Source organism: Streptomyces sp. NPDC030183, assembly GCF_055573455.1.
This window is the reverse complement of record NZ_JBVIBK010000011.1, coordinates 22,666-43,413: the sequence shown is the minus strand read 5'-3', so window position 1 is coordinate 43,413 and position 20,748 is coordinate 22,666. Positions and strand designations below refer to the sequence as shown.

The 20,748-nt window shown below is 72.8% G+C and carries 13 protein-coding genes; 4 read left to right on the top strand and 9 right to left on the bottom strand.

Going from position 1 to position 20,748, the window contains the following annotated elements:
* Nucleotides 1–6 precede the first annotated feature (6 nt).
* The 5 genes from ACZ4Z2_RS15230 to ACZ4Z2_RS15210 form a co-directional block, all read right to left on the bottom strand.
* Complete coding sequence (locus ACZ4Z2_RS15230) at nucleotides 7–324, bottom strand: hypothetical protein (RefSeq protein WP_468076042.1); 318 nt, start codon at nucleotides 322–324, stop codon at nucleotides 7–9.
* 125 nt (nucleotides 325–449) lie between these two features.
* Nucleotides 450–1,583, bottom strand: coding sequence for an XdhC family protein (locus ACZ4Z2_RS15225; protein ID WP_468076040.1), 1,134 nt, complete (start codon nucleotides 1,581–1,583; stop codon nucleotides 450–452).
* Nucleotides 1,576–3,699 (bottom strand): xanthine dehydrogenase family protein molybdopterin-binding subunit, encoded by a 2,124-nt coding sequence (locus tag ACZ4Z2_RS15220; RefSeq protein WP_468076038.1) that lies wholly within the window; start codon nucleotides 3,697–3,699, stop codon nucleotides 1,576–1,578. The genes ACZ4Z2_RS15225 and ACZ4Z2_RS15220 overlap by 8 nt, the downstream gene beginning before the upstream one ends.
* Nucleotides 3,696–4,688: an FAD binding domain-containing protein gene (locus ACZ4Z2_RS15215; protein ID WP_468076036.1), complete on the bottom strand. Its 993-nt coding sequence runs from the start codon at nucleotides 4,686–4,688 to the stop codon at nucleotides 3,696–3,698. The genes ACZ4Z2_RS15220 and ACZ4Z2_RS15215 overlap by 4 nt, the downstream gene beginning before the upstream one ends.
* Complete coding sequence (locus tag ACZ4Z2_RS15210; RefSeq protein ID WP_468076034.1) at nucleotides 4,685–5,248, bottom strand: 2Fe-2S iron-sulfur cluster-binding protein; 564 nt, start codon at nucleotides 5,246–5,248, stop codon at nucleotides 4,685–4,687. The genes ACZ4Z2_RS15215 and ACZ4Z2_RS15210 overlap by 4 nt, the downstream gene beginning before the upstream one ends.
* 210 nt (nucleotides 5,249–5,458) lie before the next feature.
* Between ACZ4Z2_RS15210 and ACZ4Z2_RS15205 the strand changes: the two genes are divergently transcribed.
* Nucleotides 5,459–6,037 carry a TetR/AcrR family transcriptional regulator gene (locus tag ACZ4Z2_RS15205; protein ID WP_468076032.1) on the top strand — a complete coding sequence of 193 codons (579 nt, stop codon included), beginning with the start codon at nucleotides 5,459–5,461 and terminating at the stop codon, nucleotides 6,035–6,037.
* A 64-nt stretch (nucleotides 6,038–6,101) separates the two neighbouring features.
* On the opposite strand, the gene ACZ4Z2_RS15200 is transcribed toward ACZ4Z2_RS15205, so the two are convergent.
* Nucleotides 6,102–9,728, bottom strand: a complete 3,627-nt coding sequence (locus ACZ4Z2_RS15200; protein WP_468076030.1) for a S8 family serine peptidase — start codon at nucleotides 9,726–9,728, stop codon at nucleotides 6,102–6,104.
* Nucleotides 9,729–9,944: 216 nt separating this feature from the next.
* Between ACZ4Z2_RS15200 and ACZ4Z2_RS15195 the strand changes: the two genes are divergently transcribed.
* Nucleotides 9,945–11,054, top strand: a complete 1,110-nt coding sequence (locus ACZ4Z2_RS15195) for a GDSL-type esterase/lipase family protein (protein ID WP_468076028.1) — start codon at nucleotides 9,945–9,947, stop codon at nucleotides 11,052–11,054.
* Nucleotides 11,055–11,117: 63 nt separating this feature from the next.
* Nucleotides 11,118–12,752, top strand: coding sequence for a cellulase family glycosylhydrolase (locus ACZ4Z2_RS15190; RefSeq protein WP_468076026.1), 1,635 nt, complete (start codon nucleotides 11,118–11,120; stop codon nucleotides 12,750–12,752).
* A gap of 76 nt (nucleotides 12,753–12,828) precedes the next feature.
* Here the strand turns inward: ACZ4Z2_RS15190 and ACZ4Z2_RS15185 are convergent, their stop codons facing one another.
* From ACZ4Z2_RS15185 to ACZ4Z2_RS15175, 3 genes are all read right to left on the bottom strand, one after another.
* Nucleotides 12,829–14,094, bottom strand: a complete 1,266-nt coding sequence (locus ACZ4Z2_RS15185; protein ID WP_468076024.1) for a KAP family P-loop NTPase fold protein — start codon at nucleotides 14,092–14,094, stop codon at nucleotides 12,829–12,831.
* Between the two features lie 96 nt (nucleotides 14,095–14,190).
* Nucleotides 14,191–17,319 carry a hypothetical protein gene (locus ACZ4Z2_RS15180; RefSeq protein WP_468076022.1) on the bottom strand — a complete coding sequence of 1,043 codons (3,129 nt, stop codon included), beginning with the start codon at nucleotides 17,317–17,319 and terminating at the stop codon, nucleotides 14,191–14,193.
* Between the two features lie 168 nt (nucleotides 17,320–17,487).
* The gene (locus tag ACZ4Z2_RS15175; RefSeq protein ID WP_468076386.1) at nucleotides 17,488–18,975 is read right to left on the bottom strand and encodes an MFS transporter; all 1,488 of its coding nucleotides are present in this window, start codon (nucleotides 18,973–18,975) and stop codon (nucleotides 17,488–17,490) included.
* A 334-nt stretch (nucleotides 18,976–19,309) separates the two neighbouring features.
* Between ACZ4Z2_RS15175 and ACZ4Z2_RS15170 the strand changes: the two genes are divergently transcribed.
* Complete coding sequence (locus ACZ4Z2_RS15170; RefSeq protein ID WP_468076020.1) at nucleotides 19,310–20,737, top strand: hypothetical protein; 1,428 nt, start codon at nucleotides 19,310–19,312, stop codon at nucleotides 20,735–20,737.
* Nucleotides 20,738–20,748 lie beyond the last annotated feature (11 nt).

Here is a 20,748-nt window from a genome sequence, read left to right as displayed (position 1 = left end):
GACGCGTCACTGAACAAGGTGACGGTCCGTCGAGTGGTGAGGACGGCGGTTGAGGAGCTGCCGTCGGGCCAGGCGGCCGACCGTCCTGCGGGGTGCCGTGCGGATGGTCCGCAGAACGGGCAGCTGATCCGGGGAGAGCCTGGCCCGCTCGCCACCGCCCGCGATCAGGGCGTTGACCGGGGCCATCGGGTCGCCGCCGAACTGCCGCGCCACCAGCGCGCCCACCACCAGAGGGATCAGCACCACGGCGAGGGCCGAACCGGTGGCGGTGGCCGTGGCGGTGACCTGCCGGAGGGGGCGCGGACGCGAGGTGTGCGTGTTCATGACGACAGTGCACCAGCGGCGGGGGCGGCCCGGCACCTGCCCGCGTACTCAATTCCGGCGCCCCGGATACTCAGTGCCGCGTGGGGCACCCTTCCGGTGCGAACACCGGTGGCCGCCCCGCCCGCTCAGGCCGCCGCGGCCTCCCGCTCCCCCGCCGCCGCCCGGTGGATCGGGGTGCCCGACCCGGTCAGCGGAACACCGGTGCCGCCGCGCCGGGTGGCGACGATCTCCGCCGCGATGGACAGGGCGGTCTCCTCGGGCGTACGGGCCCCCAGATCCAGCCCGATCGGGGATCTGAGCCGGGCCAGCTCCCGCCCGCTCAGGCCCACTTCGCGCAACCGGCGCTCCCGGTCGGCGTGCGTGCGCCGGGAGCCCATCGCGCCGACGTACGCGACCGGCATCCGCAGCGCCGTCCTCAGCAGGGGCACGTCGAACTTGGCGTCGTGCGTCAGCACGCACAGGACGGTGCGCGCGTCGGTCCCGGTGCGCCCGAGGTAGCGGTGCGGCCAGTCCACCACGATCTCGTCGGCCTCCGGGAAGCGGGCCCTGGTGGCGAAGACGGGACGGGCGTCGCACACGGTCACGTGGTAGCCGAGGAACTTGCCCGCGCGGACCAGCGCGGAGGCGAAGTCGATCGCGCCGAACACGATCATCCGGGGCGGCGGTACCGACGACTCCACGAGCAGGGTGAGCCCGCCGGGGCAGTGCGAACCGTCCGGGGACAGGTCGACGGTGCCGGTGCGGCCGGAGTCCAGCATCGCCCGTGCCTCGGCCACGGCCGTCCGGTCCAGCTCGGGGTGGCCGCCGAGCCCGCCCTCGTGGGTGCCGTCGGGCCGTACGAGCAGGGCGCTGCCGAGGAGTTCGGCCGGGCCCCGCGCGACCCGGACGAAGGCGGCGGGGCCGCCCCCGGCGACGGCCGCGAGCGCCGACCGGACCACCGGGGTCCCCGCGGTGACCGGGGTGACCAGGACGTCGATCACCCCGCCGCAGGTCAGACCGACGGCGAAGGCGTCCTCGTCGCTGTACCCGAACCGTTCGAGGACCGTCCTGCCGTCCGCGAGGGCCTGTCGGCACAGCTCGTACACCGCGCCCTCCACGCACCCGCCGGAGACGGAGCCGATGGCCGTGCCCTCGCTGTCGACGGCGAGCGCGGCGCCGGGCCCCCGGGGCGCGCTGCCGCTGACGGAGACGACGGTGGCGACGGCGAAGTCCCGTCCCTCCTCGGCCCAGTGGCGCAGTTCGCCGGCGAGGTCAAGCATCCGGCGCTCCCGCGAGGAGGACCCGGTCGGGCCGGATGGGCAGGTGGCGCTGGCGTACGCCGGTCGCGTGCCAGACGGCGTTGGCGACGGCCGCGGCGGCCCCGACGATGCCGACCTCCCCGATGCCCTTGATCCCGACGGGGTCGTCCGGGTCGGGGTCGTCCACCCAGTGCGCCTCGACGGCGGGCACGTCGGCGTGCGCGGCCACGTGGTAGGAGGCCAGGTCGGCGCCGTAGTGGCCGCCCGTGGCCCGGTCCCGTACCGCCTCCTCGTGCAGGGCCATGGAGAGGCCCCAGATCATGCCGCCGGTGAGCTGGCCGCGCGCGGTGAGCGGGTTGACGATCCGCCCGGCCGCGAAGACGCCGAGCATACGGCGGACGCGGACCTCCCCGGTGGCGGTGTCGACGGCGACCTCGGCGAACTGGGCGCCATAGGAGTGCCGTTCCTTCTGCGCGAGGGCACCGAGGGCGGCGGTGGTGTCCGAGCGGACGGTGATGCCCTCGGGCGGTACGGTGCCGCCCGGGGTGAGCCGCTCCCGCAGTTCGGCGGCAGCGAGGTTGATCGCCCAGGACCAGGAGCGGGTGCCCATGGAGCCGCCGGCGATCATGGCCGGGCCGAAGTCGCTGTCGCCGATCCGCACCCGGACGCGGTCCGGCGCGACGTCCAGCGCGTCGGCGGCGACCAGGGTGAGCGCGGTGCGCGCACCGGTGCCGATGTCCGCCGCGTTGATCCGCACGGTGAAGGTGCCGTCCGCCTCCGCTGTGACGGCCGCCGTGGAGGGCCCGGCGCCCGCGGCGAAGGAGGCCCCCGCCGTGCCGGTGCCGAGCAGCCAGCGTCCGTCGCGGCGGACACCGGGACGCGGGTCGCGGTCGGCCCAGCCGAACCGGCGGGCGCCCTCGCGGAAGCACGCGGCCAGGTTGCGGCCGGCGAACGGCAGGCCCGACGCGGGACCGCGCTCGGGCTCGTTGCGCAGACGCAGGTCGATCGGGTCGACGCCGAGCTTCTCGGCGAGTTCGTCGAACGCGGACTCCAGCGCGAACGAGCCCGGCGCCTCGCCCGGCGCGCGCATCCAGGTCGGGGTCCCGACGTCGAGGCGAACGACGCTGTTGACGGTGTGGTGGGCGTCGGCGTCGTACATCACGCGCGACGGCCCGCTGCCCGGCTCGATGAACTCGTGCACCGTGGAGGTGAGGTTCAAGGAACGGTGTTCCAGGGCGCGCAGCCGTCCGTCCGCGTCGGCGCCGAGCCTGACCCGCTGGGAGGTGGGGCTGCGGTAGCCGGCGAGGGAGAACATCTGGCGGCGGGTCATGGCGACCCGGACGGGGCGCTGGAGGGCCGTCGCGGCCATCACGGCGGCCACCTGGTGGGCGCGTGCGCCCTTGCTGCCGAAGCCGCCGCCCACGTGCTCCGAGCGCACGCGCACGGCGGACGGGTCGAGCGAGAAGAGGCCGGCGAGCTCCCCGGCCACCCACATGGTGCTCTGGTTGGAGTCGACGACGTCCAGTCGGCCGTCCTCCCAGCGGGCCGTCGCCGCGTGGGGCTCCATCGGGTTGTGGTGCTCCTCGGGGGTGGTGTACTCGGCGTCCACGACCACGGCGGAGGCGGCGAGTTCGGCCTCCAGGTCGCCCTTCTCCATGACGGCGGGTTCGAAGCCGGCCGCGGGGTACGCCCGCGGGTGGTCGGCGGTGAACGCGATGTCGTGCGGCTCCTGGTCGTAGTGCACGACGAGCGACTCGGCGGCCTCCCTGGCCTGCTCGGAGGTCTCGGCCACGACCAGCGCCACCGGCCAGCCCAGATGGGGCACCCGGTCGTGCTGGAAGACGGCGGTGGTCGGGTCCGGCTCGGTGCCCAGGAGGCCGGGGTAGTCGGTCTCGACGCGCGGGGCGTTGCCGTGGTGCAGGACGGCCAGGACGCCGGGCATCGCGAGCACGGGATCGGTGTCGATTGCGCGGATCCGGCCCCGGGCTACGGTGGAGAGCACCAGCCAGCCGTGGGTGAGTCCCGTGAAGGGGATCTCGGCCGCGTAGCGGGCGGCTCCGGTGACCTTGTCGCGGCCCTCGACGCGGGTGTGGGCGGTGCCGACGGCGCCCCGGCGGGCGGCGGGGGCGGTGGTCATCGGGCGGCCTCCTCGGTGAGTCGGGTCAGTTCGGCCACGACGAGGTTCCGCATCAGGGTCACCTTGTAGGCGTTGTGCGGCAGCGGCCGGGCGGCGGCCAGTTCGGCGTCCGCGGCGGCGGCGAAGGTCTCGGCGTCGGCCCTCGCGCCGGTCAGGACGCGTTCGGCGGTACGGGCCCGCCAGGGCCGGGAGGCGACGGCGCCGAACGCCAGGCGCACGTCGTGCACGACGCCGTCCCGGACGTCGAGGGCGGCGGCGATCGAGCCGATGGCGAAGGCGTACGAGGCGCGTTCGCGCACCTTGCGGTAGCGGGAGCGGGCTGCGACGGGCGAGACCGGCAGGGTGACGCCGGTGATCAGCGCGCCGGGCGGCAGGGCCGTCTCCCTGTGCGGGGTGTCGCCGACCGGCAGGTAGAAGTCCGCGAGCGGCAGCTCGCCCGGTCCGTCCGGGGTCTCGTAGGACACGACGGCGTCGAAGGCCGTCAGCGCCACGCCCATGTCGGAGGGGTGGGTGGCCACGCAGTGCTCGCTGGCGCCCAGGACGGCGTGGTTGTGGTGCTCGCCCTCGATGGCGGGGCAACCGCTGCCGGGGACGCGCTTGTTGCAGGGTTTGGTGATGTCGGCGAAATAGCCGCAGCGGGTGCGCTGGAGCAGATTGCCGCCGACGGTGGCCATGTTGCGCAGCTGCCCGGAGGCACCCGCGAGGACGGCCTGCGTCAGCGCCGGGTAGCGGCGGCGCACCTCGGGGTGGGCGGCGAGGTCGCTGTTGGTGACGGTCGCGCCGATCCGCAGGCCGCCGTCGGCGGCGGACTCGATGCGGTCCAGTGGGAGGTCGCGGACATCGACGAGGCGGGCCGGCCGTTCCACGCCGGTCTTCATCAGGTCGACGAGGTTGGTGCCGCCGCCGAGGAAGCGTGCGTCCGGGTCGGCGTCGAGCAGGGCGAGGGCGCCGGGGACGTCGTGGGCGCGCCGGTAGTCGAAGTCCTTCACGCGACGGCCTCCTTGGCGGCCGTACGGTCGGCGGCGGCACGGGCGACGGCGTCAACGATGGACACGTACGCGCCGCAGCGGCACAGGTTGCCGCTCATGCGCTCCCGGATCTCCTCCGGTGTGAGGGGTGGTGGCCCGGCCTCGGGGCGTACGTCGTCGGTGGCGGCGCTGGGCCAGCCCGCCGCGTGCTCCTCGATCACCGCCATCGCGGAGCAGATCTGGCCGGGGGTGCAGTAACCGCACTGGTAGCCGTCCAGTTCGAGGAACGCCTCCTGCACCGGGTGCAGCCGGTCGCCGTCGGCCACTCCCTCGATGGTGGTGATCTCACGTCCCTCGGCCGCCACCGCCAACTGGAGGCAGGAGACGTTCCTGCGCCCGTCGACGAGGACGGTGCAGGCGCCGCACTGGCCCTGGTCGCAGCCCTTCTTGGTCCCGGTCAGATCGAGGCGCTCGCGCAGGGCGTCGAGCAGAGTGGTGCGGTGGTCGACGGTCAGCGTGTGCTTCTCGCCGTTGACGGTCAGGGTGACGGCGCTGTACGTCGAGGATGGGGCTGAGGACATGAACAGCCTTCTTTCGCGTATCCGGAGCGGGCCAGGGGACGGCTCCGGCAGGCACAGATGTGCGAGGACATGAAGGTCTTGGGGGGCGCGGCGCGCGGCGGCGCTAGGATGAGCCAAGCGGACAGGTGTCCGTCTACCCGGACAACGTAACGGACAGCTGTCCGGATCGGCAAGCGCACATTCCGGCCAGAGGCCGGGCGAGGAGGACTCGTGGCAGAGGAGAAGGACGCGCCTCTGCGCTCCGACGCACGGCGGAACCGCGAGCGCATCCTGGCCGTCGCACTGGAGGAGCTCACCCGGGCCGCGGACGTTCCCCTGAGCACCATCGCCAAGAAGGCGGGGGTCGGCCAGGGCACGTTCTACCGCCACTTCCCGAACCGCGAGGCCCTGGTCCTGGAGCTCTACCGGCACGAGATGCGGCAGGTCGCCGACAGCGCGGCCGAACTGCTCGCGGCCCACGCGCCGGACCGGGCCCTGCGGGAGTGGATGGACCGCCTGGCCGGGTTCGCCCTCACCAAGGTCGGCCTCGCGGACGCGATCCGGCAGGCCGCGGGCGCTCCGGGAAGCCCCGGCAGACCGGGCCCCGCCCCGGTGCTCGCGGCCGCCGACGTCCTGCTGCGCGCGGCCGAGGAAGCCGGGACCATCAGGCCCGGGGTGACCGCGGACGACTTCTTCCTCGCCATCGCCGGGCTCTGGCAGATCGGCCCGAGCGAGGACTGGCAGGCCCGCGCCACCCGCCTCATGGACCTCGTCATGGACGCCCTGCGCACGGGGGCGCCGAACAGATGACACACCGCCGGAGAGCCGACCGCCCGTGTGCGCGGCGGCCCTCCGGCGGTCGGCCGGGTCAGGACTACTTGAGCTTGTACGCGTTCTTCACGGTGATCTCGAAGGTCGACGCCCGGTCGGAGCCCTTGACCCTCAGGCTGACGGAGCCGTGCCCGTTGCGGTCGAGGTGCTCGGCGGGCAGCGTGGCGAGCGCCGGGTGCGCTATCAGCGCCCGGTTCTTGACCACCGGCACCCGCCGCCACGTCGAACCGCCGTCGAAGGACGCCTCGACGGTCAGCGCGCGCACCCTGCCCCGCGCCTGGTCACCCGTCCGCTCGATCGTGAAGGGAACGGCGGCCGTACGGCCGTCCGCCGCCCGCGACCACCTGTCGACCGGCGGCGCGAAACGCACACCGGTCAGCGGCAGCGCGGCCGCCCTCCCCTCGGCGGTCCGCCCCGAGCGGAACGTCCACACGCCCTCGACCTCGGTGTTGACGGCGTTCCACGGGGTGCGGTCGGCGTGGGCCCTGAGGGTGTAGGTCCCGGTGTCCGCCGGCACCTCCCAGGCCGCGAGCGCGGTGTTCCGCGGGAACTCCTCGGCACCGTCCCGGCTCCGGGCCAGCTCCTTCCCGTCGCGGCTGAGGGTGTAGGAGTACGTGGCGTAGAGGTCGTCGCTGGTGAACAGGTGCCGTCGGTCGGAGTCGCCGCCCAGCGGCAGGTCGACGGTGACGGTGTCGCCGGTCCGCGTGAGCTGGCGGCCGTCGGGCGCGAGCGCGGGCGCGCCCGCCGGACGGTTCCAGGACTCGGCGCGAGGGCCGGGCCGGAAGACCTCGGGCCGGGTGAACAGCGCCCTGTGCGCCAGCGGGTCGAAACTGTCCGAGTTCTGCCAGCTCCCCCGCAGCTCCTGCGCCCAGGCGATGTTCCTGGACGCGGTGAAGAACTCGGTACGGGTGCCGGGCGAGGGGACGTTGACCCGTCGTCCGCCGACCGGGACGCCCTTGACGGTCGCGGTGGCCAGCTTGGACTTCAACGGGAAGGGCCCGTCGAGGTCACCGGTCTGCTCGGCCGCGTAGTAGCGCGCTTTGGTCTGCGCGAGCTGGGAGTCCCTGACCCGTCCGGTGAAATCGGCCGGGACGCGGCCCTCGCGGAAGGCGGCCAGGTAGTACACCGGGCCGGTGGCCGTCGGGTACGCGTACTCACCCTCGCCGGGGGCGCCCTCGGGGGCCTTTCCGTACACGTAGCCCTCGGCGAGGTCCTCGCGGAAGTACGCCGTGTACCGGTTGCCCTTGGCGCGGGTCCTGGACGGCACCGCCCAGTAGTCCGGCGCCCGGTGCCGGAACTGCACGTCGGTGTGGAGGGAGAGCGGGGCGCGCTCCCCCGTGGGGGCCTTCGCCTGCCGCTGGGCGACCCCGACCTGGCGGTAGATGTTCTCGGCCTCGCGGTTGTCGACCTTGTGGGCGAGCCTGCGGGCCGCCGTGCCGCCCAGCGTCAGCTCGGTCGCCCGGTCGACGCGCACGCGGGGCTCACCGGCGAGCACGATGTCGCTGTCGAACCAGTACGAGTCGTCCTCGCTCCGGCCGATGAACGCCGAGACGGCGTAGGTGCCGGCCGGGACACGGACGCTGATCTTCGAGGAGAGGGTGGCGAGCTGCGGCTCCTCGAACGGCTCCAGGGCCCGGTCCAGCGGCATGATGTCCACGAGGGAGATCCCGTCGGCGCCCTCGCCGAGATGGTCACGGAGGTCGAGGGTGAGCTGGTGGCTCTCGGGTTCGAGGCTGAGGCCGACCGGGACGCGCACGGCCGTGGAGCCGGACTCGGCGGTCAGCAGGGCCGAGAGGGCGCCGCCCGTGCGGATGCCGTTGTCGCGGAACTCGACGGCCACGGAGGCCGTGCCCCCGGCAGGGACGGTCACCCGGTCCTCGGCCAGGGCGAGCAGACCCGTGGGCAGGTTCCCGCGGGTGGACTTCACGTCGAGGGTGAGGTCCAGGGTGATGTCCTCGGCGGAGTCGTTGGCGAAGGACACCTTGCGCCGGGTGTCCTGCGAGGAGCGGGGCCACGACAGCCGGCCGAAGTCCAGGGCGGACGACGTGGCCGTGACCCGCTGGTCCACCGCCCGCTCGGCGTCGACCAGTCCGGAGCCCTGGTCGTACACGCTCTCCTCGGCGCTGGGCCGGGCGCTGGACACCAGGGCACGGGCCACCTGGCGGGGCGACCAGTCGGGGTGGGCCTGCATCACGAGGGCCGCGGCTCCGGCGACGGCGGGCGACGCCATGGACGTACCGGACAGCCGGGTGTAGGCGTCGTCGACCGGGCCCTCTGGGCCGGGCGGGTCGATGTCGCCGATGGGGGTGTCCTTGGCGCGGGCCGCCGTCACGGCGACACCGGGGGCCTTGATGTTGGGCTTGACGCTGTGGTCGCCGAAGAGCGGCCCGCGGCTGGAGAAGCTCGCGACGGCGTCGTCACCGCCGGCCGCGCCCACGGCCAGCGCGCCCTCGGCGGCGGCCGGCGGGGAGACCGTGTAGGAGCGGGGTCCGCTGTTGCCGGCGGCCACCACGGGCAGCACACCGCGCTCCAGCAGGGCCTCGGTGGCCAGCGACCAGGGGTCGGTGCCGTCGCTCAACACCCGTGAGCCGAGGGACATGTTGACGATGTCGACGCCCTCGTCGGCCGCCCATTCCATGCCGTCGATGATGTGGGAGACGGAGCCGAGCGGGCCGGACAGCACGCGGGCGCTCAGGATCTCGGCGCCGGGCGCGACGCCGGCGTATCTGCCGTCGGACGCGGCGCCCGTCCCGGCGATGATCCCGGCGACATGGGTGCCGTGGCCGTCGATGTCGCTCTTCTCCTCGTCCCAGGAGATGAAGTTCTCCGCCTTGGAGACCCGTTCCCGGAGGTCGGGGTGGGTGGCGCGCACCCCGGTGTCGATGACGGCGACCTTGACGCCGCTGCCGTCGAGGCCCCGCTCCCTGAGGCCCTTGGCGTTGATCTGCCCGACCAGGTCGGAGACGGCGACGTCGCCGTCCGGGGTGGTCTCCGGTTCGCCGGCCGCGCTCCCCGCGTCGGCGAGTTCGACGGGGGTGTCCAGCCACACCTTCTCGACGGCGGGCCGGAGTTCGGGATCGGCGCCCTTCTCGGCGGTGGTGAGCGTCCGCCACAGGGCGCCGCCGTCGTCCTCGGGCAGGGTGACGGCGGTGGCGTCGATCGACTCCAGCGTCACCGTGGTCCCGGGCAGCGCCTCGGCCCGTGTGGCGGCGGGCAGCCGCGTGCCGCGGTGCCGGACGATCAGCGGCAGCCCGCGTCCGTCGGCGGTCCCGTCGTCGTAGCCGAAGCGGCGCAGGGCACCCAGGTCGAAGAGCTGGTCGTCGACCTCGCCGGTGGCGACCAGCGGCGCCGCGTCCATGGGGATGACCTGGAGGTCGGAGCCACTGCCCCGCCGCACGAACCCTATGTTCTCGCGGCCCTTGCCGGGCTGGATGTCGACGCGGGGCTCGCCCCGTTCGGTGCCGACGATCACGACGTCACCGGTGACGAGGGTGAAGCGCCCGCCCTTGAGCGAGGCGGACCCGTCCGCCGCGGGCGAGGCAGGGGCGGGCGTCGGGGCGGCTGCGGGGTCGGTGGGAGTGGCCGCGGTGGATAAGCCGCTCTGGGCGGTCACGAGCAGGACGGCGGCCAGGGCGCCGCCCGTCCATGCCGGGACACGTGGTCTGGTCACGCGAACTCCGTTCGGGGTGGGGGGTGTTGGGGATGGTTCAGAAGTGAACGAAGGAACGCGAGTCACGGTATCGAAAAGGTGATCGTTTTCTAAGAGGGCCAACTCCCTTTGACCGCAAGGGAATCGGACCACTCGACGCACCCATCTTGACGCGTAAATGACAAGAGTGGCATGTTCCCCTGGGAGCGCTCCCATCTCACCAGGGAAGGGAACACCATGCGCAGCACCCGCCACTGCCCCGTCCGGATCCTTCCGCTCACCGGCCTGCTGGCCGCCCTCCTCCTCCCGTTCACGGTCGCTCTCGCACCCTCGGCCTCGGCCGCCACGGGGCGGGACACGTCCGCCGATCCGGTGCGCATCATGCCGCTCGGCGACTCCATCACCGGCTCACCCGGGTGCTGGAGGGCCGTGCTGTGGAACCGGCTGCGGAGCGCCGGCCACACGGACATCGACTTCGTCGGCACCCTCGGCCCCCAGGGCTGCGGGCAGGCCCACGACGGCGACAACGAGGGCCACGGCGGCGAGCTCGTCACCCACGTGGCCGACCAGAACCTGCTGCCGGGCCGGCTCGCCGCGACCCTTCCGGACATCGTTGTCATGCACTTCGGCACCAACGACGTCTGGAGCGGCGTCTCCCCCGACCGCATCCTCGCCGCCTACACCAAGCTCGTCGGCCAGATGCGGGACTCCAACCCCGACATGAAGATCCTCGTGGCGCGGATCATCCCCATGAACCCCGGCAGTTGCACGGGCTGCGCGCAGCGCGTCGTCGACCTCAACGCGCGGATCCCGGCCTGGGCGCGGGCGACCGGCACGAGCCGTTCACCGGTGTCCGTCGTCGACCAGTGGACGGGCTTCGACACGGCCGCCGACACCTACGACGGGGTGCACCCGAACGCGGCCGGCGACGACAAGATCGCCGCCCGCTGGTACCCGGCGCTGAGCGCGCTGCTGGAGCCGGGCTCCGGGGACCCGGGCGACCCGGGTGACCCCGGCGACGGGCCGTGCGCCGCGGTCTTCCGTGCCGTCAGCGTCTGGCAGGGCGGCTACCAGGGCGAGGTGACGGTGACCAACACGTCCGCCTCCCCCGTTCCGGGCTGGACCGCGACCGTCGTACCGGCCGGCGGGGCCCGGATCACCCAGGTCTGGAACGGCACCTTGAGCACCGCGGCCGACGGGACGGCCACCGTCACCAACGCCGCCTGGAACGGCACGCTCGCGCCGGGTGCCCGCGCCACCTTCGGCTTCGTCGCCGAGACCCCGTCGGCGTCCGGGACACCGTCGGCGACCGTCAGCTGCGTGGCGAGGAGCGCCGCCGGTTCATGACGGCCGGTGTCCTCGTCCCGCACCCCAGCCCCCGCGCCCCCCACCACCACCTCTGGAGCCGCCATGAGATCCCGTACGCCGACCGTCCGCCGCGCGGCCACGGTCGCCGCAGCCCTGCTCGGGCTGCTGCTGCCCCTGCTGGTGTCCGGCCCGCCCGCGCAGGCCGCGCCCACCGGTTTCCGTATCCAGAACGGCCGGCTCGTGGAGCGCGACGGCAACGACTTCGTGATGCGGGGCGTGAACCACGCCCACACCTGGTACGCCAACCAGATCGGTTCGCTGTCCCACATCAAGGCCAAGGGCGCCAACACGGTGCGCGTGGTGCTCTCCAGCGGTGACCGGTGGACACGCAACGACGCCGCGGACGTGGCGAACGTGGTCGCGCAGTGCAAGCGGAACCGGCTCATCTGCGTCCTGGAGGTGCATGACACCACGGGCTACGGCGAGCAGAGCGGGGCCGTCACGCTGTCGCGGGCCGCCGACTACTGGATCAGTGTGCAGAGCGCGCTGGCCGGTCAGGAGGACTACGTCATCGTCAACATCGGCAACGAGCCGCACGGCAACCTCAACTACCTGTCCTGGACCGCCGACACCAAGGCGGCGATCCGGAAGCTGCGCACCGCCGGCTTCCACCACACGATCATGGTGGACGCCCCCAACTGGGGCCAGGACTGGGCGTTCACGATGCGCGACAACGCGGCGTCGGTCTTCGCCGCCGACCCCGACGCCAACACGGTCTTCTCGGTCCACATGTACGGCGTCTTCGACACGGCCGCCGAGATCACCGACTACCTGGGCCGCTTCGTCGCCGCGAAACTCCCCGTCGTGGTGGGCGAGTTCGGGCACGACCACTCGGACGGCAACCCCGACGAGGACACCATCCTGGCCACCGCACAGCAGCTCGGCCTCGGCTATCTGGGCTGGTCGTGGAGCGGCAACGGCGGCGGCGTCGAGTACCTGGACATGGTCACGAACTTCGACCCGGATCAGCTGACGAGCTGGGGCCGGCGGCTCTTCGAGGGCCCGAACGGCATCGCCGCCACCTCGAAGGAGGCCGCGGTCTACGCCTCATCGGGCGGCGACACCACGCCGCCGACCACGCCGGGCACTCCGACCGCCTCGGCGGTGACCTCCTCGTCGGCGAGGCTGACCTGGACGGCCGCGACCGACGCGACCGGTGTCACCGGCTACGACGTGGTCCGCGTCAACGGCACGACGGAGACACCGGTGACGACCAGCACCGGCACGTCGGCCACGCTCACCGGGCTGGCGCCGTCGACGTCGTACGTGTTCGCCGTCTACGCCCGTGACGCGGCCGGCAACCGTTCGCCGCGCTCCGGCACGGTGAGCGTCACGACGCCGGCCGGCGGCACCTCGGCGTCCTGCTCCGTCGGCTACCGGGTGACGAGCGAGTGGCCCGGCGGCTTCCAGGGCGAGATCGTGATCCGCAACACCGGTGGCTCGACGATCAACGGCTGGACCCTGCGCTGGACGTTCCCGGACAGCCAGCGTGTCAGCAACCTGTGGGGCGGCACGGTGGCCCAGAGCGGCCCGGACGTCACCGTCACCTCGGCGCCGTACACGGCGAACATCCCCGCGTCGGGCTCCGCCACGCTCGGTTTCACAGCCGGCCGCGGCGGCACGAACCCGGCGCCGACGGCGTTCACGCTCAACGGAGCCGCCTGCACCGCGGTGTGACGTGTCGTCACGCTCCCGGGGCCGGTCGAACGACCGTCTCCGGGAGCGCGCCTGCCGCTGCCTGCCGGATCCCGTCCTAGAGCTCGTCCGGTCCGGCGGCGTTGCGGAGGGTGCTGATCATGGTGAGGACGGTTTCGCGGTTCGGCGGCTGGACGCGTTCGGCACCGCCATGGGTGAGGAGGCGGTGGAGTTCGTTGCTGTCGGCGAACGGCTGCAGGTACTCGGGGAGCTCCATGGTGAGAGTGCCGCGCATGGTGGGCTTTCCCTGCACGGTCTCGAAGAACACCGTCAGGGCTCGCCACGCCTCCGGCTCCGACGTCAGCGTGTGGAAGAAGGCGCGGTGGCGGCTGCGGATGATCAGGAGCACCGCGAGCTGGAGTCGGAACTCCCGGCTCAGGGGCTGTGTCCCATGGGCCTGGAAGACCGCCAGGGCCATGTTGAAGACGTTGATGTACCGCTTGAGCCGGCGCGGGTTGACGCCGAGGCCGCGCCGCAGCAGTTCCCAGAAGAAGGTGTCGTCGGCCAGTTCGGACAGATAGGGCCCGAACGCTTCCCGCAGCGTGTCGAACTCTACGTCGGGAAGGAAGAAGGGCAGCTGGACGATCTTGTCCAGGTAGGCCATGCCGGACACGACGTCCGAGGGGGCGCCCTTGAGTGCCTCGTCGAACTTGTTCGTGGCGACCGCCGCGAGTACGTCGAGATCGAGCGCCAGGACAAAAACGCACTGCGACTGCGCGAAGAAGAGCTTCAAGGACTCCAGCACCGTCATCGCCGATTCCGGCGTGCACCGGTCCAGGTCGTCGACGAACACGACGAGCCGGCCGTCCTCCCCGACGAATTCGCTGACGGCTTCGGCGAAGTCGAACTCGAAGCGGTTGACCTGCCGGTACTGCGCGGAGTCCTCCTCGGCGAGGCCCTGCAGCATGGTGTCGACCTGCTCGCCCTTGACCATGCCACCGGTGGCGAGGGCGGCCGCCGTGCCGAGTCCGGCCCGTACGGAGAGCCAGGTGGCGGCTCTGGCGAGCTTCTTCGCCTTGTCCTTGAGCGTGTCCTCCTTCTCCATCTCGGAGAGGATCGTGTGCAGCAGGGCCGCCCACACCTCGACCTTGCGGTCGTACTTCCAGGGGTTGAACCAGATCGTCCGGGTCCGGTTCGCATCGAAGCGGCGCTGCCACAACTGCAGGAAGCTCGACTTCCCCGCGCCCCAGGAACCGAAGACTCCGACGGTCAGCGGCAGCGGCGTGGCCTGTTCCACGGCATGGTGCAGCACGTCGACGTAAGGTCCGAACCGGAACGAGTCGTCCTCGGGGTTGCTGATGGGGTTGTCGGTCAGGGGACGCAACAGAGATTCTCCCGTGCTTCGAGCGGAGCCGCGGCCTTCGGGTGCCGATTATTCAGTCCGGCCGTGCCGCTGTCAGCGGAACGGAGAGTCGTCGTGTCACAGGTCGTGCCAGCCCCAGGGGTCCGACGGTGTTCCGTCCGGTTCACGGCCGTACGGGAACGCTTCCACGAGGTCGGGATCGATCACCAGGGCGAGCGAGAAGTGCCCCGAGTCCGCTGCCGTGGCGGCGAGTTCCGCGACGTGGTCGTGAGCGCCCACGTCGCGCAGGGCGGCGGCGATGTCCGCCGTGGTCCCGACGAATGAGAAGTCGGGCCTCTCCATGAGCCTCGAAGCGAACGCGGCGCAGGCCGTGAGGGCTCCGGCCTCGTCGAGGAGCCGCAGCAGCGCGATGACGAAATGGCGTTCTGCTCTCCGGTCGGACCCCGCGCCGGGGGTCACGTCCGTCTCGATCCGGGACAGCAGAGGGGGAACGGCCTCTGTGAGCCCGTGGTCGCGGAAGTACCGCAGCAGCATGTGGGCGGCACTGGGCGCTACGACATCGGCCTCGGCCGCCACCCGCTCGGCCAGCCTCGTCCGCTGGGTTTCGTGGCGCAGTTCACCGAGGACGCCCAGCAGGGTCAGGACGCCCCCGAGATCGGTGAGGTCCGCCGCGTCGGCCACCCGACGAGCGACGAGGGAGACCTGGTCCGCCGCGCCGCACCGGTCGAGTTGCCTCAGCAGGTCAGCCGTGCCCGCCGGGTCGCCGACAGGGACGGCCGACCCCACTCCTCGGGTACACAGTGCCGCGATCTCCTCCTCACACCCCAGCGCTTCCAGTTCGGCGAGGAGCAGGGCCAGCGCTCCGGGGTCGTCGAGCCTCGCGGCCGAGGCCGGGCGGCGCGCCAGCAGGGTGGTCAGGTCATCGTCCCGGCCGTCCGCGCGGAGCGCGGCCAGCGCCCACGCCGTCATGCCGGCGTCCTCGACGGGTACCCATGTCGCGACGGCGCTCGCCACGTCGGCGACGAGTGTGTACTCCTCACTGCCCGTCAGTGTCTGCCCCAGTGCCCACAGTTCGTCCGCGGAACGGCAGACGTACGGCTTCGCGGCACTGCGAGTGATCAATTCGGTCACCTGCGACTCCTTCCCCAGCCGTCGGCCGGCGTCCAGGAGCCACCCGAGCGATGACAGGTCGGTGAGATCCAAGGAGTCATCCGGCAGGCGGAACGGCAGCAGCGCGGTCACGGCCTCGTCGAGGTTCAACTCCCTGGCCATCATGTGGAGATGGGCCGACCATGCCACGTGCGCCGTCTCCGCACAGGTCCTCACTCGGGCGATCAGTCGCTCCAACTGCCGCCCCAGCCCTGCCCTGTGGAACACCCCGAGCAGCCAACCGACCGCGAGAGGGTCGCCGATGTCGGCGCCACCGACGAGGTCGAGCCCGCGCAGTGCGTCGAGGTGACGGGGGTTCGCCGATTCCGCCAGTGCGTTCACCAGCCACGTGACCTGCTCCGTGTCCGCGGGGTCGAGTCGGTCGCACGCCCGCCTCACCGCCACGTCCAACTGCCGCTCGGCTCCCGCCTCGCGGAGGACGGAAAGGGGCAGGTAGGCCCTGACGCCGAGGTCGGACTCGGCGACGCGGTCGGCCAGTGTCGTGAACGCGGTGTCAGCGCCGGACTCCTTCAACCGGGTGAGGAGTCGGGTGATGTCCCACAGATCGTCCTCGTCCAGCATGACCTGGGAAGCCCAGTCGCGCGCGAGCAGGACTCCCACACCGTCTTCGTAGCCGAAATCCAGCACCATGTCCCAGACGGCGGTGATGTCGGACACACGAGCCAACGAGGTCTCCTCCACCGCCCTCGCCAGCAGCCGTCTGATCGACTCGGTGGCCTGCCGGGAACGGAGAAGGTTGACCAGGCTCCACACCTCGAAGGAGCTGGACAGACTGGCGTGCCGCAGGACCCAGGCCACCGCCTCGTCGGCGGTTTCGGGGCTCGCGAGCGCCACGGTGTCGACCAGCCTGGCCGCTCCGGACGCGGCCCCCGCCGACAGCGCGCGCTTCAGCATGCGCGCGCCGAGCCGGCGCAGTCCCCGTCCGTTCGCCTCCCAGGCCAGCGCCGCCAGCGCGTCCCCGGGCAGATGGCCGGCCGCCGCCTCCCAGAACGTCCGCGGCGGCACCTCCGTGGCTCGCTCCGCCCGGCCCAGCTGTTCCAGATAGTCGGCCAGCCGGTGGCTCCGGTCCTGGGCCCCACCGCCCCCCGCCGACCGTGACCTGCGGGGACTGAGCGGGCCGAGTACCCCCTTGCAGGGTGTGGCCGCGTCCGTGAACGCCTCGTCCAGCCAGGCGTCCCCCTCACCGGTCCCGAGCCATTCGACATCGGTCAGGTACCCCGGGGCCGCGTCCCGGAGGAATCCCGCCGGGATCCACTCCTCGAACACTCCGAGCCGTCGGGCGTCCATCGCGGCGTGGATCAGTGCCTTCACGGCGGGCGACGCCGTTCGATAGCTCGCGAGGAGGGCGGGGACCCCGGCCAGGTACTGGGTGATGCGGGTGCCCTCGGCCTCGGAGACGGCCCGGGCGAGGCGGGGGTCCTCGGCGGCGGCGCGGCGCAGGGCCGCCAGTGAGCGTGTGCCGAAGGTGTCGGGGACGTCGATGCCACTGTCCACGAGCAGGGCCCGGGCCTGCGCGTGCGGATCGACCGCCCCGTCCACGGGCTCGGCCGTGAGGTCCTTCCAGTAGCGGGGCCAGATCGTGGCCAGGACGAGGACCGGTCCGCGCGCCGGGTCGGCCAGGAGTTCACGGAGCCGGGCCGCGGCCACTTCCCCGTGGTCGGCCGTCCCGACGTAGTGCTGGGCCTCGTTCAGCCAGATCACCGTCCGGGGTCCCACCCGATCGAGGCCCTGGAGCAGCGCCTCGCTCCGGCCCGGGCTGATGGGGTGCCACAGCCGCCAGTCGTCCGCCAGGCCCCGTACGGCTTCCCAGCAGGCCCTGGTCTTACCCGTGGAGGACCCGCCGACGAGCGTCACGACGGCACTGGTCCCGGCGGTCGCCCGGGCGACGGCGGCGGCGAGTTCGCGGTCGTGCGGGCGGGGGACATAGAACGGCAGCGGGGGCAGGGCGCCCGCCCCCGGACCGAGGTCGATGGCCCGGTGGACCTCGAGGAGCAGCGGATTCGCGGCGTAGGCCGCCACCGGTCTCCCCACACGGTCGTCGAGACGTGCCCCCTCGTCGTCCCCGGACAAGTCCACCTCGTCTCCCCGTAGGCGCCCGTCCTCATCACCCCGGCCCATTCGCGTCACGACCCCGCCGACGTCGCCCCGACTCGCCTACCGCGGTGCGCCGGTGGTGGTCAGGGGCTCGTTCGGTCGCCGCGGCCATCGTACAAACGCGGGGCGTCTCCGCGCCTTTCCGGCGGTTCAGGCACCGGCTCCCGGCCCCACCCCGTCGCCCTTCAGTCGTTCGAGGTCGGAGGGGCGGACCTGGATGGCGAGGACGGCGATGAGCGCGGCGATCACGGTGAAGATCGCGGCCATGACGAAGGCGGCCGAGACGCCGGCGGTGAGGACCTCGTCGCCGTAGGGCGGCGGGAGTTGCCCGGTGCGTTCGAACTGGAGGCGTTCGAGGGGGGTCGCCTGGGAGAGGAAGCGGGGGATCTGTTCCTCCGCCTCGTTGGTGCTGGCGGTGCCGTACATCGTGACGAGGATGGACAGGCCCAGCGAACCGCCGACCTGCTGGGTCGCGTTGAGGAGGCCGGAAGCCGCGCCGGTCTCCTGGGTGGCGACGTCGGAGAGCGCCATCAGGGTCAGGGAGACGAACTCCATGCCCATGCCGAGGCTGAACACGAGCATCGGGCCGAGGACGCTGCCCGCGTACGTGGAGTGCACGTCGGTCAGGGTCAGCCAGCCCAGGCCGGCCGCCGCGAGGATGGCGCCCAGCACCATGAACGGTTTGGGCCCGTACACGGGCAGGAACCGGGAAGCCAGCCCGGCGCCGATCGCGATCACCGTGCTGACCGGCAGGAACGCGAACCCGGTGGCCAGTGGGCTGAAGTCCAGCACGTTCTGCACGAAGAGCGTCAGGAAGAAGAACATGCCGAAGATGGCGGCGGCGAGGCAGAGCATGATGCCGTACGTGCCCGCCCGGTTGCGGTCGGCGAACATGTGCAGCGGGGTGATCGGCTGCCGGGAACGCTTCTCCACCAGGACGAACAGCAGGAGCAGCACGACGGCCCCGGCGAACGACGCCAGCGTCAGGGCGTCCCGCCAGCCCTCCTGGGCCGCGCGGATGAACCCGTACACCAGCAGCACCATGCCCGCGGTGGAGGTCAGCGCGCCGGTGATGTCGAAGTGGCCGGGGTGCCGTTCGGACTCCCGGATCCAGCGGGGGGTGGCGAGCACGATGAGCAGGCCGATCGGCACGTTGACGAACAGCACCCACCGCCAGTTGAGCCACTCCACGAGGACCCCGCCCGCCAGCAGCCCGATCGCGCCGCCGCCCGCCGAGACCGCGGCGAACACGCCGAACGCCCGGTTGCGTTCCGGCCCTTCGCGGAAGGTCGTGCTGATCAGAGCGAGGGACGTCGGAGACGCGATGGCGCCGCCGACACCCTGGAGGGCCCGGGCGGCGAGGAGTTGACCGGCGTTCTGGGCGAGGCCCCCCAGGAGGGAGGCCAGGACGAAGAGGAGGACGCCGAAGACGAACACCCGGCGCCGGCCGAGGATGTCACCGGCCCTGCCGCCGAGCAGCAGCAGACCGCCGAAGGTCAGCGTGTAGGCGTTCACCACCCAGGCCAGGCTGGTGGTGGAGAAGTCCAGGGAGCGCTGGATGTCCGGCAGCGCGATGTTCACGATCGTGATGTCGAGGACGACCATCAGCTGGCAGGAGGCGATCACCAGCAGCGCCATCGCGCTCCCGCCACCACCTGGTTCCCGGGTGGTGGTCTCTACTGGGGAGGTCGACTGGGGGTCGCTGCTCATAGCGTATCGCTCGGCACTGGTCGGTGGACGGTCGGGTCCACTCATGCGTCCGTTGTTCGACCGTACGCCCGCGCCCTGCCCCTCACCACTCGAACGCCCGCCCCGCCCGCCCGGCCCGTGCCCCCTGAGCGGAAACGCCTCGCACGCGGACGGGGGCTTCGAAAACCTGTACCGGCGTGCGGACGGTGAGGGCTATGCTCGCCGCGATGACCACTCACTCCGTTCACAGAATGGGGGTCCCGTCCGCGCAAGGTGAGTGCTGATGCTCACTCATATCGCGAACGGGGATTCCCGACTCTCCCTCTGGTCGCGCGTGCGCCGGTTCGCCGTGCCGCCGTCGATGATCGAGACCGCCACCGTCCGCCGGGAGGTGGGCGACTGGGCGGGGGCCTGCGCCGCCGCGGGCGTCGACGTCGACTTCCAGCCGCGTACCGTCGCCCGGCGTCACGGCCAGGACGTGGCCGCCCGGCTGCGGGACGATCTGCGGCATCTCGCTCCGGACCTGCTGCGCTGGCACCTGCCGAGGATCGCCCCCGACGGGCTGCTGCGGCCGGGGCTGACCATCACGCTGGCCCGGTACGGCGCCGAGGGGCGCGCGGGCCCGTACCCGGTGCACCTCGTGGTGCGGACCCCGCCCGCCTGGGCGGACGCCGGTCAGCGGATCGGGCTCACGCTGTGGGACGGGGCCGCCGGGTCCCGTACCGCGCCGGACACGTACCGTCATCCGCACCCCCGGCCCAGCCGCCGCTACCGGCTCGACCTGCACCGGCACCTCTGGGACGCCCGCAGCGCCCCTGAGCTGCGCCTCCGTTCCGGGGCCGGCCAGGAGGCCGCCGACGGGCCGGCCCTGGCGGACGACGAGGTGTCGGGGGTCGTACCGCCGGAGTACGGCTGTGCCGTGGGCCGATGGGCGGACGAGGCGCGGATCCTGCTGCGCGCCGAGGGGCGTTCGGGCGGGCCCGTCCTCGTACGGCTCGGGGCTCGACGCCGACTGCTCCTGCACCTCGACGACGGCCCGGACGACGCCGTGCGGGCGGCCGGGCCGGCCGGGCTGCGGATCGAGGCGGCGTCCGACGGGGACGTGGCCGCCGTTCCGCTCCCGGTGCTGCCCGACGCGGCGACCTGGGTGGCGCCCGACCTCGAGTTGCTGCGTGCCGGGGCGATCGACGCGGACCGGCTGCATCCCCTGGTCGCCTCGGCGCTGGTGCCCGGCCGTGTGCCCGCGCGGCCGTCCTGGGTGCCGGACCGCGCCGGGGAGTCACGGGTCGTGGAGTGCCGGGGCGAACCGCACCGCATCGGGCTGATCGACGGCGTGCTCGCGCCGCTGGACCACCATCCGGACGAGATCCGGCGGGAAGAGCTGCTCTTCGCGCTGACCGGCACTCCCCTGCCCTGCCTCCAGGCGATCGACCGGGCGCACCGCCGCCCGGACTGTCTGTCCGGCGTCCGCGAACGGCTGGACCACGGGGACACCGCCGGCGCGCTGGCCGTCGTCGAGGGTCTGCTCGGCCCCGACGCGGTCCTGCGCGACGGCCCGCTGCGGGACGAGCTGGAGGCGGCAGCCCGGCGGCGGATCACCTACGGGCTGTACCGGTCGGGGCTGATCGGGCCCAGCCCGCGACGCATCCGTCCGGCCGGCCGGCGTCGCCCACCCCGTACCCGCCGGTCACGCGACGCGCTCTTCTACTGACCTCTCCGCAT

Coding starts and splice junctions, on each gene's coding strand:
- ACZ4Z2_RS15210 (WP_468076034.1), bottom strand. CDS start 5,248: ATGTCCTCAGCCCCATCCTCGACGTACAGCGCCGTCACCCTGACCGTC.
- ACZ4Z2_RS15225 (WP_468076040.1), bottom strand. CDS start 1,583: ATGCTTGACCTCGCCGGCGAACTGCGCCACTGGGCCGAGGAGGGACGG.
- ACZ4Z2_RS15220 (WP_468076038.1), bottom strand. CDS start 3,699: ATGACCACCGCCCCCGCCGCCCGCCGGGGCGCCGTCGGCACCGCCCAC.
- ACZ4Z2_RS15170 (WP_468076020.1), top strand. CDS start 19,310: ATGCTCACTCATATCGCGAACGGGGATTCCCGACTCTCCCTCTGGTCG.
- ACZ4Z2_RS15230 (WP_468076042.1), bottom strand. CDS start 324: ATGAACACGCACACCTCGCGTCCGCGCCCCCTCCGGCAGGTCACCGCC.
- ACZ4Z2_RS15190 (WP_468076026.1), top strand. CDS start 11,118: ATGAGATCCCGTACGCCGACCGTCCGCCGCGCGGCCACGGTCGCCGCA.
- ACZ4Z2_RS15195 (WP_468076028.1), top strand. CDS start 9,945: ATGCGCAGCACCCGCCACTGCCCCGTCCGGATCCTTCCGCTCACCGGC.
- ACZ4Z2_RS15175 (WP_468076386.1), bottom strand. CDS start 18,975: ATGGCGCTGCTGGTGATCGCCTCCTGCCAGCTGATGGTCGTCCTCGAC.